Raw genomic sequence first — 18,802 nt, 5'->3', positions numbered from 1 at the left:
AGACCGTCTCATTTCATACAGTAGTATTTTCTCCTATCTATTTTATTATATTTTCACAAAAAAAGCGATTGTTTCCTTCACAATCGCCTCTTTCATTATTGAACCCATTCGCCATTATAGTTGACAGAATAGCCTTCTACAGTCGTATTCACTGCTAAAGCACCTGAACTATAAGCGTAGTACCATTTGCCATTAACCTGGAACCAGCCTGTCTTCATATCGCCATTACTTGCGTTTAGATAATACCAAGTCGAACCTTCCTGATACCAACCAGTCGCCATAGATCCTGATGAACGGAGATAGTACCACTTGTTACCAAGATATTGCCAGCCTGTTTTCATATCGCCATTTTCAGCATCTAAATAGTACCAAGTTGAACCTTCCTGATACCAGCCAGTTGTCATAGCTCCTGATGAACGGAGGTAGTACCACTTATTGCCAATTTGCTTCCAACCAGTTTGCATGATACCAGTTTCTGAATCTAGATAGTACCAAGCTGAACCATCGTTTATCCAACCTGCACGTCTTTCACCACCAATATAGTTTTCTCCATTAATTTCCGTTTTAGCTAGATAATACCAATTAGACTGGTCATAAAGCCAACCTGTCTTTAAAGAATGATTTTGATTAAAGTAATAGTTCGTGTAAAAACTCTTCTCTTCTTTATCTTCCGGATTTGTACGTTTTTCACCATACTTTCTTCCAACACTGTCTTTAGTTTTAATTTCTAATGCTTTCCAACCAACAAACTCTTGTAGCACTCCATTTTTGTCAAAGTAGTACCACTCTGACTTTGGAAAACCTTCTAATCTGATACCATTTGGGTAAGGACCAATTGTACTACCTTTAGATGGAAACGGGATATACTGCCAGCCGACAACCATCTCTCCAGATAAAGGATCAAAATAATAGTACTTCCCATCAATCACTCGCCAGTAGGTTTCTTTGAGTTCCCCCTTCTTGTAGTAGGTTCTACCATTTTCTTGGACAAATTGCCAGCCTTCTGAATCAGTATCATCCGCCAATACTGCACTTGTCGCTAGCAAACCAAAGAAAAAGACTGCTAATGCGATTTGCATCAATTTTTTTATTATTTTCATTAGACGTATCCTCCATAACTGATTGTAGCAAAGACTTTATTGTATGTCAATATATAGAAACTTCTCAAAAAAAGCAGTTACAAAACTGCAACTGCTTTTCTATTCTTGCATGGTGTACCCAACACCACGCACAGTTTTAATGTAGCTTTTTTGACCTTTTACATCAAGCTTGCTACGTAGATAACGGATATAAACATCCACGATATTGGTTTCTGTCGCACTTTCGTACTTCCAGACACTTTCCAACAACTGCTCACGAGTCAAGACCTTCTTGCTTCCCATGAGAGTGGCCAAAAGGTCATACTCACGGCGCGTCAGAGCAATCATCTCCTCGCCACGATAAACGGTATGATGTTCTACATCCATACGCAAATTGCGGTAAGACGTTGGGACCTTCATCTGACTACAGTGTTGGTCGATAAAGTCCCGACCTCGGAAAATCGCTGAAATACGAGCAACTAGATCATCAATAATCACTGGCTTATAGATGTAAGAAACGGCGAAGCGCTGGATTGTCTCAATCTGGTCTTGCAATTCTTCGCGATGGTCTAAGACCATAATCACTGAGGCTGGTTTTGTCCGACTCAGCCTCTCTGCAAAATCCTGGGCCGTCATATCCCCCAGACGAGCATTCAGTAAAATCAAGTCATAATCTGTCTGGAGAGCCATGGAGAGGGCTTTTTGCCCCTCCTCAACCAGATCAACACGGTATTGCTCTTTTTGGAGTTCCAGACTGAGAAAATGAGCGAGATTTCGTTCTTTCTCAAGTAATAAAATCCGTTTCCCCATGGCAGACCTACTTATTTTTCGTCATACCAAGAGTAGTGGAAGGTTCCCTCTTTGTCTTTACGTTGGTAAGTGTGGGCACCAAAGTAGTCACGTTGCGCTTGGATCAAGTTAGCAGGAAGGTCAGCTGAACGGTAGCTATCAAAGTAAGTAATAGCTGCTGAGAAGGTTGGCACTGGTACACCAGCTTGAACAGCAAGAGCTACGATATCACGCACTGCTTGTTGGTACTTAGCAGTAACATCCAAGAAGTACTCATCCAAGAGAAGGTTTGCAAGGTCTGCATCACGGTTGTAGGCATCTGTGATCTTTTGCAAGAAACGAGAACGGATGATACAGCCATCACGCCAGATAGAGGCGATGTCTGCAAATGGCAAGTTCCAGTTATTTTCTTTAGAAGCCACACGCAATTGGGCAAAGCCTTGTGCGTATGAGATAATTTTTGAGAAGTAAAGTGCTTGACGGATCTTTTCGATCAACTCAGCCTTGTCACCTTCAAATTTGAAGGCAGCTGGTTTTGGAAGAACCTTGCTAGCATGCACACGCTCTTCTTTGTATGTAGAGATGTAGCGAGCAAATACTGACTCAGTGATAAGTGACAATGGCACACCAAGGTCAAGTGATGATTGGCTAGTCCATTTACCTGTTCCCTTGTTGCCAGCAGCGTCAAGGATGTAATCTACGATTGGTCCATCTTGACCTTCATCGTCTTTACGGCTCAAGATATCAGCTGTGATTTCGATCAAGTAGCTGTCCAATTCACCCTTGTTCCACTCAGTAAAGATTGCAGCCATATCTTCTGCAGAAAGACCAAGCAAGTGTTGCATCAAGTCATAACTTTCTGCGATTAATTGCATGTCACCATACTCGATACCGTTGTGAACCATTTTCACATAGTGACCAGCTCCATCAGGACCGATGTAAGTCACACATGGTTTGCCATCTTCTGGTGCTTTAGCTGAGATTTCTTCAAGAACATCAGCAACCAATTCGTAGGCTTCTTTTTGTCCACCAGGCATGATAGAAGGACCTTCAAGGGCACCTTTTTCACCACCGGAAACCCCAGTACCGATAAAGTTGATCCCTGAGTTTGCCAATTCTTCATTACGACGGATGGTATCTTTGTAGAAAGTGTTTCCTCCGTCAATCAAGATATCTCCCTTGTCAAGGTGTGGAAGAAGGGCTTGGATAGTTGCGTCTGTACCAGGTCCAGCTTGAACCATGAGCATGATACGACGAGGTTTTTCGATTGAGTTTACAAAGCTTTCCACGTCATAGCTTGGCACAAAGTTCTTTTCAGGATGGCAAGCAATGACATCTTCTGTTTTTTCTTTACTACGGTTGTAAATGGCAACTGTATAGCCACGAGATTCGATATTTAGGGCAAGGTTACGACCCATTACGGCCATACCAACGACACCAAAGTTAGCTTTTGTCATGTGACACTCCTCTTGTTTAATATGTTTTATTTTATCATTTTTACCTATGAAAGGAAAGAATTTTGTAACGGTCGCTTAGTAGTCCAAGTCATCTGCATGACCAGAACCATTCCCTACAAAGTAACCAGTCTTACAGTTAAGGGTGAAGAGATAGGTTCCATCTGGTTTATAGAGGTTATAATAACCATTTCCGTTTACGATATTGACACGTTCTAGGATATATTGATTTCCAGTGATATAGCCACGAGCACGTGATGTTGCTAGGACTTGTTCCAATACACCATCCGCAAACGTCCAAGCAGGGTTGTTGCTATCGTCTACAGCTGATTGGTTGTACGGTACACGACTAGCACTTCTTTGAAGATTAACCCCATCGCCAGACAAACCACCATTCGTGTCTCTAGCTGGTGCCGTGTTGCTTGTTGAAGGTGTCGTACTACTTGCATTGCTTTCTGTAGCTGAACTTGAGCTTGCTTGACTCGTGCTAGAGCTCGAACTTGAGCTGGAAGCACTGGTTTGTTGACTCTTACCAAGACTAATGGCCTTATCCAAGAGTTTGTCTAGTTCTGTGTTACCTGTCTTGATTTCTGTAAACTTAGCATCTGCTTTGGCTTTCGCATTGGTATCCAAGACACCGTCAGTGATTGCTGGACTTTCAAAGAGGGCATTAACATCTTGAATGGCCTTGATTTGAGTTGCTAGGCTATCATATCTTGACTTAGCTAGTGTATATTCACGGCTACCTTCTAACTTATCTAGCAAGGTTTTCAGTTGGCTCAATTTATCAAACTGGCTGTTTTTCAGAGCTGTCTTATTGGCATCCGTATAGAAAGTATCATAGAGATCATTGAAGTCTTTCAAAGCTGTTTGTGTCCCTTGATCATCCGAAGAGGCTGCTTGAGAAGACTGGATTTCTTGGTTTGAACGAGATACTTGACGGTAGACATAATATGTTCCAGCAAGCACAAGGATTGCAGCTACTACCGAAGCAATGATGATGACACCTTTCTTCTTAGAGCCTGTTTCAGGTTCTGTTTGAGCCGAACGTGATAGAGGTGTATAGGTCGCCTCTTCTTGTTCCTCATTTATTTCCTTGGGCTCTGTTTCTGTTAAAACGAGAGGCTCTATTTCAGCACTTTCTTCATCTTGAAGTGGTGGGACAAACTGAGTAGTCTCTTCATTTTCTATCTCTTCAATAGATTCCTCAGCAACCATGTCTGAATCGTCTACCTGATCAGAAGGTTCACTTGATTCACGAACTTCTTGGATCATTTCCTCTAGGTTTTGAGTAGAAGCTAGCTCTTCTTTTTTAAACTGACGAGTTTCAAACTTGTCGGCTTCGATTTCTTCACGGTGCTGTTTGATGTATTTGTCTAAGATACTGTCCTCAGGCAATACTCCTGCTTCAACCTCTTCATTCTTACGAATGACTTGACCAACAGTCAAGTCTTTTGCTTCATCAAAGTCGAATTGTGGTTCTTGATGTCCTTTTTTATGACGATCACGTCTTTTCTTACTCATGAGTTCACCTTTCTATTTTACCTCTTGGCGTTTGACACGCTGACCAAAGTATTGATACAAATCCACTTTTAAGGTCCCGTTATAGAGTTTTCGTTTTTTGTCAGCTGGACTTCCGTACTTGCTTTCAAAAGCTTCGTCACTCGTCAGGATAAACTTACTCCACGTTTTCAGTGGTGCAAAGACTTGTCCCATCTCAGCATAGAGCTTGGTAACTCCTGCATCATCAGACAAACGTTCCCCATATGGTGGATTGGAAATGATAACGCCATTAATCTTGTCAGTGCGCAAGTCCTGTACCCGCATTTGCTTAAAGGTAATATCACCTGCGACACCTGCTGCTTGAGCATTTGCCTTGGCAATTTCCACCATGCGAGCATCTATATCACAGCCCATAATGTCCAGTTCCAGTTCACGATCAATTTTCTTAGCCGCCTCTGTGCGAACTTCCTGGATTAACCGATCGCTGACCCAGTTCCATTCCTCAAATGCAAAGGAACGTCGAAGTCCTGGCGCCATCTTTCTGGCAATCATAGCCGCCTCGATACAGAAAGTTCCTGACCCACAGGTCGGATCAATCAATGGCTTGTCTGGATACCAGTTAGAGAGTTGTAAAATGGCCGCTGCCATATTTTCCTTGATAGGAGCTCCACCCTTTTCCGTACGATAACCACGTTTAAAAAGGCTAGAACCTGTCGTGTCAATCATGACAGTTGCCACATCTTTCAGGATAGATACCTCAATCTTAAACTCGGGACCAGTTTCCATCAAGGGAACTCCTTCTGGACGGGTATAGTGTTTTTGTAATTTCTTCACAACAGCCTTCTTAGAAATAGCCTGAACACTGGGCTCGTTGTGGAGTTTAGACTTGACACATTTTGCCTTTGATATCGGGAAACGTGCTCCTAGCGGGAGATAGTTTTCCCAATCTAGAGCAAAAACGCCTTGAAAAAGCTCTTCAAAAGTCTTAGCTGGAAAACTTCCGACTACAATCTTGATGCGATCCGCTGCACGAAGCCAAAGATTGGTCTCAATGATTGCCTTCACATCTCCTTGGAAGCGGACACGCCCATTTTCAACCTGGCAATCATAACCAAGGTCTCGCACCTCACGTCCAACGACAGCCTCAAGCCCCGCCGCAGCAGTTGCGATTAAATTAAATTGTTCTTTCATTTCTAGTCTTGCAAGACCTTTCTCTTGTTCACTTTAAAAAATGAGGTTGAGAAAGATTTCTCAGCCCCAACCTATATGCAATTTTCTATAAGCCATGTTTTGTTCCAGAAGTGACTAGGACCACTTCCTTCGATAATCATCTGTCTACCGCTAACAGCATAAATCTGATAGCAGTCAGAGTACTACGTTCGTTTCCGTGCACTCCATGCCCCGACCAAAATTTGGGTTGCTAGCTTGAGGGGTTTACCGCGTTCCACTCTCTCTGTTTCCAGAAAGACTCCGTCACTGTGGCACTTTCAAGCCTATTCTGACCTATCCGAAGACTTAGCCATTTCGACTGCCGTAACGATTTCTCGTCCCTAGGCTTATGGATTCGCCTAGCACAAACACTACAGGCATCACAGCCTGTGCTAGCATGGACTTTCCTCATGAAAAGAGAACCTCTTCACGCGATTATCCAAAAATTGCACTCATTCCTTAGTCAATTATAAATCTTGGTTGTCTAAGATTTGCTTACCAAATACTTCTTTTTCGAGACGATTTAAGCGTTTCAAAATATCAAAGTTTGTCATTGAAGTAGAAGCCGTTACTTCAATAGAGTCTGGTTGAGTTGGCGCTACCTGTGGTTTATGAGATAATTCTTCCTTCAAATCAGCAATCTCTTGACGAAGAGATTTGACCAAAGCTGCGTAGGTTTCATAGTCCTTAATCACATCGTCTAGGAATTCGTCTACCTCTGCTTTGCTGTATCCACGTACTTCACGTCCAAATTCTTGTTCAAAAATATCTTTCGCTGAAAATATAATACTTGCCATGTCTCTCTCCATTCTGGTTTACTAGTATTATTATATAAAAAAAGACAAGTAAAAATCAAGGTCAAAGGCTTACTTTTCAGAAAAATTTTCTACTATTTCATTCAAGTCCTCAAATGTTAATCTTCTTGTAACATAGTCCGCTTGATTTTTCATCATTTGGTAAAAATATCGTAACTTGGTTTCGTTTTCTTCGTCGTAAAAAAGGTAACAAGTATCTGTATTTTCCAGCAAAAATTTCTGATAATCGCGTAATTGTCCCTTGTGCTCATATTGTGGATAGGCGTATTTGACAAAATCAACTTGCTTGAACTCACTCAATTTCGCTTGATTTGCTTCATTCCAATTACTGCCATGGGTTTCAAAATCAAAAATGGTCGCCAGTTGAAATCCATAGTCTGCTTTCATGTCTTTCGCCACCTGAAGCGCCCAGTACTCAAAGCCCAAGGTCCCTGTAAAGACAAGCCAGGTCACCCCATCCTCTGCTAGACGTTCCAAGTCTCTCCGAATAGCTGTTTTGATAATATCAACTCGAATATCCTTGTCATTAAAGAGACCAAGGTCGAAGGCTGAATAGCCTAAAATCAAGGCTGATGTCATTTTTAACCCTTTCTTTGTAAATTTATGATATAATAGAGTGATGTTATTGTACCAATAAGGAGAATTATGGTCAACTATCCACATAAAATTTCATCTCAAAAGAGGCAAGCACCCCTGTCACAAACTAAAAATTTCGCAAATCGGGGAATGTCTTTTGAAAAGATGATCAATGCTACGAACGACTACTATTTGTCGCATGGGTTAGCTGTTATTCACAAGAAACCGACTCCCATCCAAATTGTACGTGTTGATTATCCCCAACGAAGTCGTGCCAAGATTGTTGAAGCCTACTTTAGACAAGCCTCAACTACTGACTATTCAGGGGTTTATGATGGATACTACATCGACTTTGAAGCAAAGGAAACCAGGCAAAAACATGCGATACCGATGAAGAATTTTCATCCCCATCAGATCCAGCATATGGAACAAGTCCTTGCCCAGCAAGGAATCTGCTTTGTACTCCTTCACTTTTCTTCTCAGCAAGAAACCTACTTATTACCGGCTATTGACCTCATCCGTTTCTATCATCAAGATAAGGGACAGAAGTCAATGCCACTTGGATATATTCGAGAAAATGGATATAGGATTGAGCCTGGTGCCTTTCCTCAAATTCCCTACCTCGACATTATCAAAGAACATTTACTAGGTGGTAAAACAAGATGAACAAACAAACTTTTCTGCGAATAGCTAAGTATGTCAGCATCAGTCTCTTAACTGTATTTATCGCAGCTGTAATGCTTGGTGGAGGTCTCTTCCTCTACTATGTTAGCAAGGCTCCAGAACTTTCTGAAAGTAAACTAGTTGCTACAACGTCAAGTAAGATCTATGATAGCAATGACGAGCTTATTGCTGATCTTGGATCGGAACGTCGAGTCAATGCCCAAGCAAACGAAATACCGACCGATTTGGTCAACGCTATTGTTTCGATTGAGGACCATCGCTTCTTTAATCACCGAGGAATCGACACGATCCGTATCCTAGGTGCTACCCTCCGAAACCTTCGTGGTGGTGGAGGTCTGCAAGGAGCTTCCACCTTGACACAGCAGTTGATCAAGTTAACCTATTTCTCTACGTCAACTTCTGATCAAACTCTTTCTCGTAAGGCCCAGGAAGCTTGGTTAGCCGTTCAGCTAGAACAAAAAGCGACTAAACAAGAGATCTTGACCTACTACATCAACAAGGTTTACATGTCAAACGGGAACTACGGAATGCAGACAGCTGCCCAAAGTTACTATGGCAAGGATCTCAAAGATCTAAGTATTCCTCAATTGGCTCTCCTTGCTGGTATGCCTCAGGCTCCAAACCAGTATGATCCATACTCGCATCCAGAAGCTGCTCAAGAACGTCGTAATCTCGTCCTCTCTGAGATGAAGGGGCAAGGTTACATTTCAGCTGAGCAATATGAAAAAGCGATTAATACTCCGATTACAGATGGACTTCAAAGTCTAAAATCAGCTAATAGTTATCCTCCATACATGGACAACTATCTCAAAGAGGTAATCGATCAAGTCGAACAAGAAACAGGCTACAACCTCTTAACGACTGGTATGGACGTCTACACCAACGTTGATCCTAAAGTTCAACAACATCTCTGGGATATCTACAATACCGACGAGTATGTCAACTATCCAGATGATGAAATGCAAGTAGCTTCAACGATTGTGGATGTGACAAATGGGAAAGTCATTGCTCAGTTAGGTTCTCGTCACCAATCAAGCAATGTTTCCTTCGGAATCAACCAAGCTGTGGAAACCAACCGTGACTGGGGTTCTACCATGAAGCCAATCACAGACTATGCTCCTGCCTTGGAGTATGACATCTACGACTCAACTGCTTCGATTGTACATGATGTTCCATACAACTATCCTGGAACAGATACCCCTGTTTACAACTGGGATAGAAGTTATTTTGGAAATATCACCATCCAATATGCGCTCCAACAATCACGGAACGTTACAGCCGTAGAAACCTTGAACAAAGTCGGTTTGGATAGAGCCAAGACCTTCCTGAATGGAATCGGTATTGACTATCCAGATATGCACTATGCCAACGCGATTTCAAGTAATACGACTGAGTCAAACAAAAAGTACGGAGCAAGTAGTGAGAAAATGGCTGCTGCTTACGCTGCTTTTGCTAACGGTGGTATCTACCATAAACCAATGTATATCAACAAAATCGTCTTTAGCGATGGTAGCTCAAAAGAATACGCTGATCCTGGTACTCGTGCCATGAAAGAGACGACCGCCTATATGATGACAGAAATGATGAAGACTGTCTTGGCATACGGAACGGGTCGTGGTGCTTATCTCCCTTGGCTACCTCAAGCTGGTAAGACTGGTACATCAAACTATACAGATGATGAAATTGAAAACTACATCAAAAATACTGGTTATGTAGCCCCAGACGAAATGTTTGTTGGTTATACTCGCAAATATTCAATGGCTGTATGGACAGGTTACTCAAACCGCCTGACTCCTATCGTTGGTGATGGCTTCTATGTTGCTGCTAAGGTTTACCGTTCAATGATGACTTATCTGTCTGAGGATAACAACCCTGGCGACTGGACTATGCCAGAAGGCCTCTATCGAAGTGGTGAGTTCGTCTTTAAAAACAGTGCTCGTTCTGCATGGACTGCCCCTGCTCCGCAACAGGCCCCAACACCTGAAAGTTCGAGCTCGACATCAGAAAGTTCAACTTCACAGTCAAGCTCAACTACTCCAAGCACGAATAATAGTGCAAACAATAATACCAATAACCAGCAACCAAATACAACGCCTGGTCAACAAAACCAGAACCAAAATCAGAATCCTCAACCAGCACAACCATAACATTTATCACCCAGAAAAATCTGGGTGATTTTTTCATAGCACTATTGCATCTATCTGCTTAACAAAAGCCTGAGAAGACATCTTCTCAGGCTTTTTCTGTACTATAAACCTCATTGGGAAAGATAGGAAACGGATTTCGTAATCTTGTTAAGAGGTTTTACTAAATACTAGTCTTTCTTTGTTTTTGCTACAAAGAGAGCAGATAGGGCTAGGCTAACACCTGCTAGGAAGAGGGCTGTGTCAGATTGACTCTCACCTGTTGCTGGCAAGCTTTGTTCAGCTATTTCTTGTCTAGCAATTTCTTGTTTATGATCTGGAGTCTTACCTTGATCAGAAACTAGAGTGCTAAGTTTAAACTCTGGTTTCTCTACTGTCGGTGCTGCCTGGTCGCCTACTGTTGATAAGGGACCTGTGTAAGCTGGGAGCTCATGTTTCAAGGCCATAACGGAGTTGACTCCGCCCTGAAACTCAGGTTTCTCTACTGTTGGAGCAGCTTGATCACCTACTGTTGCTAGCGGGCCTGTGTATTCTGGCAATTCATGCACTAGAGCCATCACTGCATTGACACCACCCTTGAACTCAGGTTTCTCTACTGTTGGAGCAGCTTGGTCACCTACTGTCGCTACTGGGCCTGTGTACTCTGGAAGCTCATGTACCAAGGCTTCAACTGCATTGACACCACCTGTGAATTCAGGAACCTCAAGAACAGGTGCTGGTTCTTCACCCTTGCTTGATTGGATCGGTTCTTCTGTCAATTCTTGATGGAAGCTTGCCAATTCATAAAACTCAGCCTTGCCGCCTTCCCAGACTAATTTGACGTCTAGAAGAGAGCCGCCATTTCGGATAGCAAAAGTTTGGAGACTAGATGTAATGGCACCGAGGTCTGTCCAACTGTCTTGACCATCCTTGAGTGTTCTAGCAAGAACACGTGCCTTAGCTCCTTCAGGAAGACTGGAAACGAGACGAAGGTGGTTGGCATTGGTTGGCTCAGACAAGTGATACACCAATTCGCCCTTGTCTTTTTCAGACTTGTAGCTGGTTAAGACTTTTCCGTCTACAAGATTATTATAAAGGTTGCCCTGGCTTTCTCCACTACTTCCTTCTACTGTTGGATCATTGATTGGTTTGACAAATTCACCATCGTTGATGACCAATTCTGTAAAGCCTACAAAACGGGCATCATAGTCTGCTGTATAGAGGACACGGAGATAGTTAGCTTTAACTGGTGTCGTCAATTCACCCTCGATGTAGCGATTTCCTGGCATCTTAGAATCATGTGTCCAACCATCTGTCAATGAATCATCGTGTGTGCTATTGGCCACACCATCTCCTACTGTCACGACATCTGTCCAAGTTTTACCGTCTTGGCTGACTTGGATCTTACCATCACGAAGATAGTTTTGAGTTCCGTCTTGGATGTAGGCTCTGATCTTCTTGATGGTACGTTCGCTACCGAGTTTCAAGGTTACATGGCCATCTTTATGGGCGTAGTCTGAAAACTCAACGAAGTTGTTATAAACACCGTCAAATAGTTGATCTAGGTTGTTCAGCTTACGAACATCATTGCTTCCGTATGTTGGATGAATGCCCATTGTTGTAGATTCTAGTTTGGTTGGTTGCACTTCTTTGGTTGTCACAAGGAGAGAAGTCGCTGTAATAGCTTGCTCCTGATCTGTTTTGTTGACCAAACGCACATAACGTATTAAGTGGCTTGCTGCAGATCTATCAGTCAACTGGCTAGCTGGCATCCATTCTTGCGCATTTGCAGAATACTCCAGGCTAAGAGCTGGGTTGGCTTGACCTTGGAGCTGGATGCTCTTGACCTGATGGATACGGTCAAGTTTCATACCTAGATAGCTATGAGCAGGAAGTTTGGTTCCAGCTGGAATTTGAAGCTCGTAACTGCCCAAGCTATCCACTACTGGTGTTTCCTTCAAGGCGTCGACGTTGGTGTCTGTTAACTCACTGTTTCCAGAGCGTGTCTCAACAGAGAAGTCCTGGATACGCCACCAGAGGTCAAGGGCCTTGGTATTGCGTACTCGGATGTAGCGAGTATTGATTGCTCTGGTCACTTCCTTGGTTTGTTCTCCTGATAGGCGATCCAACTCTTGCCATGCAGTTCCATCTGTAGAGTACTCAAGTACACCTGCAGCAAGCTTATCACCCGTTCCTTGGCGAAGTCGTACTTTAGTGACTGACTTGACTTCACCGAGGTCAAGTTGTGCCCAAGCATCTACTGGTGTCGTATTGCTACCGTCAGCATTTGCCATCATGGCTTCTGTATTGTCCTTGCCATCAGTGATTTGACGAGCTGAGGTATTTAGTTTGTAAACTAAGTTTGAGCTTAGACTAACTGTCGTTGCTTGTTGGCTACGAGCTTTTTCAACTGGACGGTTGACTGCAATTTCCTGAACTGCAAACCAAGTATTCTCACGGTCTGCTGTCGCAATCATGCGAACTGCCTTGGCCTTGATATTGAGATTTTCAAACTTAAGAAGGGATTCATTTCCGACATAGCTTGGCTCTTTCAAGGTTACCCAGTTGTCATTTTCATCTTGATACTGCACTTCTGCCTTACTAAAGGTATCACGTGGATTTGCCTGCGTTCCCATTGCAAAGGTCAAGGTTTGAATCGCTACTGGTTTGTTGAACTTCATACCAATATAATCACCTGTCTTGATGCTATTTGGTGATTTAATAATCGCATGAGTTGCCAAATCGCCATCCGTTACTTCTGCCAAACCACCTTCTACCCCTGTTCGATTGGTGATAAAGGTGCTGATGATTTGGTCTGGATGCAAGACTTTTTGAACTTCAGACGCTAGAACTTCTTTCAGGGATAGGATAAATGGACGAATATGTTGAACACCCAATTCAGCTTTTTCCATATGGTCTACATAATGGAAGGTGTGAGTTTGAGACTGTTCGTACAATTTCAAACCTTTATAGTAGCTATCCCAAAGTTTGGCTGCATCGTTTGTAGCCATGGCTTCAGTTCCTGTAAGGAAGGCATCAAGAGCATTCATTTGGTCGATTGCATTATCCAACCAATAGTGGATTTGGGCAACCATTTTTTTATCGCCTGATGCTTTATAGAGTTCGGCTGCTTCTTTAATCTTGGCAAATTCTGCACGCAAGGCTGTACGTTCAGCAGTCACATCCTGACCTGCTTTAAGCTTGGTCATAAAGTCTGTTAATTTTGGAGCCAAGTCTACCGATTCTTCTAGTTTGACGACACGATTATCCATGTTTTGGTTGATCATGTGCTTACCAAGTTCACGGAAGGCTGCTGATACCTTGCTATCTTCAAAATGACCATTTTCTACAAAGTTGAAGGCAATATCATTGATTTTCTTAGCTTCTTCTTCTGATTTCCACTGTTTCCATGAGTATTGAGCTCCTGAAAAGAGGGCAATCTTAGATGGTTCAGACTGTTGCATTGGGTTCAACATGATACCAGACAGCAAGCTTGGATCCACATTTGGATGAAGGAATTTCTCACCACCACCTAGAATCAAGTGTTGTTTAGAGTTATCTGTTACAGGCCAGTTAATCCAAAGTGAAACGGGGCGATAGGTCTTGCCACCTGCGGATAGATTGTTCTTGAGAGTTGAAAGGAAGCTTTCAGAGACTTCGCCCCAAATCTTACCACCCGTCAAGGTCATGGATGTTGAACTTGGGAGATTTTCATTGAGGGATTTCAACTCATCCTCACGTCCATTACCCCAATACTGTCCAGGAACAAAGATCATTTCTTTACGAAGACCACTGTAAGTTCCCTGCATCTCAGTCAACCACTTGGTCATATCTTGCATCAAGCGGTTATAGCTATTGTAGCCTCCGACTGGGCTTGGAGCATCATCTGCAAGGATACCAAATTCGCGGACACCCACTTTCATCAACTGGGTAAATTTAGCCTTGATGGTTGCCAAATCTTCTTGGTAATGCGCTTCATTGCCAAAGCGGATGCGGTTGTTCATGAATGGATGGATAGTCCAGACATAGCGTGTTTTACTTTGATTTCCGACGCGAGCTAGTTCACGGATTTCAGCTAGTTTTTCTTCTGGATAGAGTTCACGCCATTTCTTGTTGTGGTATGGATCGTCTTTTGGTGCAAAGAAGTATTGGTTCAATTTCAAATCGCCACCAAAACGCATGAGTTCTGCACGATCGGCATTCGACCATGGGTTTCCATAGTATCCTTCGATGAAACCACGGTTCTTGAGCTCTGCGTAATCTTCTACTGTCACATTGCGAAGGACTGGCACTTGGCTTTCCTTGAGCATGTGTTTCAAGGTTGTCAAACCATAGAAGACTGCATCTGTGTCTTTTCCGACGATGGAAATCGAGTTATCCTTGATGCTCAAGACATAGGCGTCAATCTTGTCAAAGAGACCTGCTGAAACCTTGGACAAGTTTTGTTCTGCTTGTGAACCTTGTCCATGCACTCCAAGATAGATGTTGGTTGCGCCAGCGATTGCTGCCTTACCAGTTGTATAAGATACTTGATTGTCCTGCAAGACACTCTTCAAGCGATTGCGAGTATAGATATCGAGTTGATCGCCCATAACCAGATTGACTTGCTTACGAAGGGCTGTGACTCCTTCTCCATAAGTCACTTTTTGTGGCGTTGGGAAGACCTTGTACTCTTTCTTGAGATAGTCTGCGCTCTTGCTGGCAGCTGCAATGCTGTCTTCGCTAGCTGGTTTACTTGCAGTAAATTGATCTGCCAATTCAACTGTTCCATCACCTGTTTGCTCTACTTTTGGTTTTTCTGGTGTAGTTGGTTTTTCTGGTTGACTTGGTGCAGGCGTTTCTTGCTCTTCTTTAACAGGTTTCAATAGATGAACTTCAGCTGCACTTGCAAAACCACCAACGCCTTCCAATACTTTCAACTCAATCTTGTTGGTATCTACCGCCGCAAAGTTGACTGTTTTTTCTTGGGCGTTGTTGTCCCAGTTTCCTTCTGAAACCTTGACCATTTGGCCATCTTTTTGTGCGTAGATTTCGTAGCGCGTCACGACACCATTTCCACCACCTGGTCGTGGGAGATACGTCAAGCCATTGACTTTTTCTGCTTCTTTCAAGGTCATAGTAAGGGTGTATGGCGCAGTGTCACCAGTCCACTTAGTATGCCAGAAGGTATTTGGATCATTGTCAAAGGCCTTTTCAACAGCGCCTTCAGTCGCATTTCCTGGAAGCTGCTGACTGCTTGCGGTTGCTGTAATCTTATCATTTGAAATCAAACGAGGATTTACAAATGGTTTGTCTGACAACTCTGCGCTATGCAAGATTCCTTTGAAACCACCGATGCTTTCAAGCGGTAGAACCAAGCTATTGTGGGCAAAGCGAGGGTGGGCTGGATTTGCTATACGCTCAATCTTTTCACCATCCACATAGACTTCTGTAGATTGTGGTTTGGTCACGATAGAGATTTGATAACGTTTGTTCTTTTCAAGTTTTTTATTGAATTGGATATGGAACTGTTCAAACTGGTAAGCAAGATAGCCGTCTTTATCAGCTAGATAGATACGGTTATCCCCACTTGCTGAGAAGGTTTGTTCTCCGTCTCCAGTGACAGTTACATCAAACTTCAAGACGTGACTTGGACCAACATCACCAGCCAAGCCTTCGATACTGCTATCTTTCTCAAAAGCCAATCCCTGTTCGCTTGCCTTCACTTTCTTGCTTGCATAGTTCTTGACTGTTTCAGAATTGATGGTAAACAGGTCGCTTTGATCAATCTCTTTATCAGGATTTGACTGCGGCGCATAAGGACTGGTTGGTAGGGTGCGTTCTGCAAAGGTCGCAGCTGCACGGTCAGACCCCCAGGTGCGTTCTGCAGTGGTTTGCATGCTCTTGAAGAAACGTTTAAAGATGTCATAAGAGGTCAAACCTGTCTCATGAAGGTCGATATTGTCATTCCAAACTGCGTGCCCACCACCAAGGATACTTGGATGAGAAGCTGGTAGAAGTGGACCTCCACCTGTTCTAAAATCATTCGGTGTCCAGCTATTGTACTGACGTTCGTAGTTAGCATAGTCCCCGTAGGCTGCTTGACTATTGCTTCCACTTGGCACACTATAGGTCGGTACATCCGTGATATTGATAATCTTAGCTCCCTGAGCAATGGCTTCATTTGGTCGTTGCCATCCGATACTCCAGATATCAACTTCTACTCCGTTCCAATCAACAGGGGTGTTCCCTCGTTTCGCACTGAGCGAACCCCAGATACGAGGGGTATAGCCTTTAGACTTGATATATTGGGTCAAATCATTGACATAGCGGCGATAGCTTTCGCGGCTACCATAGTATTCATCCGTTCCGATATGAACAGTAGATACGCCATGAAGCGGTGCATCTGGACCATCGAGGAGTTTGTCATAAACTGATTTGACAAAAGCTAGCGTTTCATCGTATTTATTATCTAGGTCGAGCATTGCAACACGTTCAACATTGTGTTTGCCAGCATAATCACTCAAACTACCTTGATACATGAGGTCTGGGCGGACTTTGACAAATGATAGTGCATGACCTGGTGTGTCAATTTCTGGCACTAGATTGATATGCAAGGCCTTGGCAAGTTTAATCAGATTTTGCATTTCTTCCTTGGTATAATGCTCATCTGAAGTCAATTTTTGATCATTCTTACCGACAATGTCTGTCTCCACACGGAAACCAGTCTTAGCGTGTTCAAGTACATACTTGAGTTGTTCTTCTGGACTTAAATTCTTACCTGCCAAGTGTTCCTTTAGGAAGATATAGTTATCGTTGAGGTGCAACTGCAAGTCGTTCATCTTGTAGTAAGCCATGTTGAGCATGATGTCTACAAGAGTGTCATAAGGGATAAATTTACGACCTGTATCTAGCATAAAGCCACGGTGGCTGAAACTTGGGAAATCGCGAATTTCGCCATTTTGGAGGTTACTTTCTCCCATTTGAAGAAGAGTCCGAGTGGCGTAGAAGGCTCCTGTGTTTGTGGCAGCTTCGATGGTAATCACATCATCTTGGATAGTGATGCCATAGCCTTCCTTGCCATAACCTTTGTTTTCAACCTTTTTAAATTCGATTCGTTTTTGAGCTTGCTTGTCACCTGTTGCCAGTTCCAATCCACGGCTAGCAAGGTCTGACTGGTAGAAGGTTGCTGCCTGATCAAAGCCAGAATCACCTGTCGCAAGGACTGTATCTGAAGTGATAGAAGATTGGCCTTCTTTCCCATACCATTGTTGAACAGCTGGTGCTACTTTTGGTTTGACACCTACACCCTCGTTCTGATGTAGACCCTTGATGACTACTTCAAATTCCTTAGTGAAAGTATGACTGTCTCTGATTTGTTGGACCATGACCTTGACGCGTTGATCTGTTAGAGGTTTATGGATGTGATTTTGAAGGTCAATCACACCTTGCTTATTGCTTCCGATGAGACTGACTTTTCCTGGTAAAGTTGGTAAGACAAGAGACTGTCCATCTTCTGCTACTGTTAGTTCGGTTACTTGGCGGATATCCGTTACCTTACTATGGTCCGGAACGTTTGAATAAGCTCGAATTTCTTGGATACCAACGTTTCTCCAGCCCATTGTGCCAGCTTGGTAGTCATTGATCTCTAATTTGAGGTACTTAGCTTGAATACTTTCAGCTAGGTCAACTTTCTCATCTAAAACAGGATTTCCAGTCTTGGTATGAGCGAGTTTCCATTGTTTTTCTTCGTTAGCGCCCATGTCTTCTTGGCCTGCGTAGTAGAGACTCCAAGATTTGATATTGGGATCATTTTGCCCATTACGAAGACGACGATCCCAGTCTATTTCTACATGCTTGATAAGGGTAGTTTTTGGAAGAGTTAATTCGAAGGTTGGTTTTTCAATATTTTGATTAGTCGCCCAACGGGTATCTGGATTACCGTCCACTGCCTTATCAGCAGTATACGGAGTGCCAGTTTCATAGTTATTAGCCTGAGCAGTAGCACCCTCAAGATGGTTGACATCTTCTCTATCTTCGATTGTCTTTTCAGCTGGTTTTACTGCTGGTGTAGTGGTTTCCGCAGGTTGTTTATCTGCCTTTGGTGTTTCAGCCGGTTTCGGCGTTTCTGCTGGTTTGGGAGTTGCAGGACTTGTCTCTGGTTTTGCCTCTTCACTTGCTGCAGGATTGGTTCCCTCATCTGTCGCTGGAGTTTCTTCATGACTTGCTTCTGTTGCAGCTTCTGCATCTGCTTTTTCAAGCGCAGCGGCTAAATCATCTGGTAACTTATCCAAGGCTTGAACATGAGTGATACTTCCCTCTGCCTCTGAAGGTGTTGCTGTTTCTGCCGCCTGAACCATATTGGCGCCAAAGATACTAGCACCAATCATAACGGAGGCTGCACCGATTGCAAATTTTCTTATACTATAGTGACAGCGTTTCTCAAAAAAATGTCTATCCATCTTTCTCCTATTCCTTTCATCCGCATACATGAGTAAGCGGTATCATTTCTCCTTTGAAAAAGGAGAGAACCAAGAGGTCCTCTCCGGCTGTTTGTTCCTTTTTGATTCGAGTTGCTTTGAACTGCTACA

10 protein-coding genes and 1 other RNA gene are annotated in these 18,802 nt (G+C 43.2%); 2 read left to right on the top strand and 9 right to left on the bottom strand.

The window, feature by feature from the left end:
• Window positions 1–95: 95 nt before the first annotated feature.
• The 8 genes from cbpJ to GMD6S_RS01680 all read right to left on the bottom strand — a co-directional run bounded on the left by cbpJ (window position 96) and on the right by GMD6S_RS01680 (window position 7,428).
• On the bottom strand, window positions 96–1,100 hold the full coding sequence (cbpJ, locus tag GMD6S_RS01715; RefSeq protein WP_008292544.1) for a choline-binding protein CbpJ: 1,005 nt from the start codon (window positions 1,098–1,100) through the stop codon (window positions 96–98).
• 99 nt (window positions 1,101–1,199) lie between these two features.
• Window positions 1,200–1,889: a response regulator transcription factor gene (locus GMD6S_RS01710; RefSeq protein ID WP_000518004.1), complete on the bottom strand. Its 690-nt coding sequence runs from the start codon at window positions 1,887–1,889 to the stop codon at window positions 1,200–1,202.
• Between the two features lie 11 nt (window positions 1,890–1,900).
• Entirely contained in the window at window positions 1,901–3,325 is a 1,425-nt protein-coding gene (gene gndA / locus GMD6S_RS01705) for an NADP-dependent phosphogluconate dehydrogenase (protein ID WP_000158764.1), read from the bottom strand.
• Window positions 3,326–3,400: 75 nt separating this feature from the next.
• Window positions 3,401–4,846 (bottom strand): cell division site-positioning protein MapZ, encoded by a 1,446-nt coding sequence (mapZ, locus tag GMD6S_RS01700; protein WP_000039240.1) that lies wholly within the window; start codon window positions 4,844–4,846, stop codon window positions 3,401–3,403.
• 12 nt (window positions 4,847–4,858) lie between these two features.
• Window positions 4,859–6,016 carry a THUMP domain-containing class I SAM-dependent RNA methyltransferase gene (locus tag GMD6S_RS01695; protein WP_000662908.1) on the bottom strand — a complete coding sequence of 386 codons (1,158 nt, stop codon included), beginning with the start codon at window positions 6,014–6,016 and terminating at the stop codon, window positions 4,859–4,861.
• A gap of 83 nt (window positions 6,017–6,099) precedes the next feature.
• An RNA gene (rnpB, locus tag GMD6S_RS12080) (RNase P RNA component class B) lies at window positions 6,100–6,481 on the bottom strand.
• 20 nt (window positions 6,482–6,501) lie between these two features.
• Window positions 6,502–6,831 carry a cell division regulator GpsB gene (gene gpsB / locus GMD6S_RS01685; protein ID WP_000146523.1) on the bottom strand — a complete coding sequence of 110 codons (330 nt, stop codon included), beginning with the start codon at window positions 6,829–6,831 and terminating at the stop codon, window positions 6,502–6,504.
• A 69-nt stretch (window positions 6,832–6,900) separates the two neighbouring features.
• Entirely contained in the window at window positions 6,901–7,428 is a 528-nt protein-coding gene (locus tag GMD6S_RS01680; protein WP_000199581.1) for a DUF1273 domain-containing protein, read from the bottom strand.
• Window positions 7,429–7,494: 66 nt separating this feature from the next.
• Here GMD6S_RS01680 and recU point away from each other — a divergent pair, with 66 nt between their 5' ends.
• The gene (recU, locus tag GMD6S_RS01675; RefSeq protein WP_000248759.1) at window positions 7,495–8,091 is read left to right on the top strand and encodes a Holliday junction resolvase RecU; all 597 of its coding nucleotides are present in this window, start codon (window positions 7,495–7,497) and stop codon (window positions 8,089–8,091) included.
• Entirely contained in the window at window positions 8,088–10,256 is a 2,169-nt protein-coding gene (pbp1a, locus tag GMD6S_RS01670) for a penicillin-binding protein PBP1A (protein WP_001041841.1), read from the top strand. Before recU ends, pbp1a begins: the two co-directional genes overlap by 4 nt.
• 167 nt (window positions 10,257–10,423) lie before the next feature.
• Here the strand turns inward: pbp1a and GMD6S_RS01665 are convergent, their stop codons facing one another.
• Window positions 10,424–18,673 carry an SIALI-17 repeat-containing surface protein gene (locus GMD6S_RS01665; protein ID WP_000373803.1) on the bottom strand — a complete coding sequence of 2,750 codons (8,250 nt, stop codon included), beginning with the start codon at window positions 18,671–18,673 and terminating at the stop codon, window positions 10,424–10,426.
• Window positions 18,674–18,802: the final 129 nt, after the last annotated feature.

The organism is Streptococcus sp. GMD6S, from assembly GCF_000297015.1.
The sequence above is the reverse complement of the archived record's forward strand: the minus strand, read 5'-3'. Positions and strand labels throughout refer to the sequence as shown.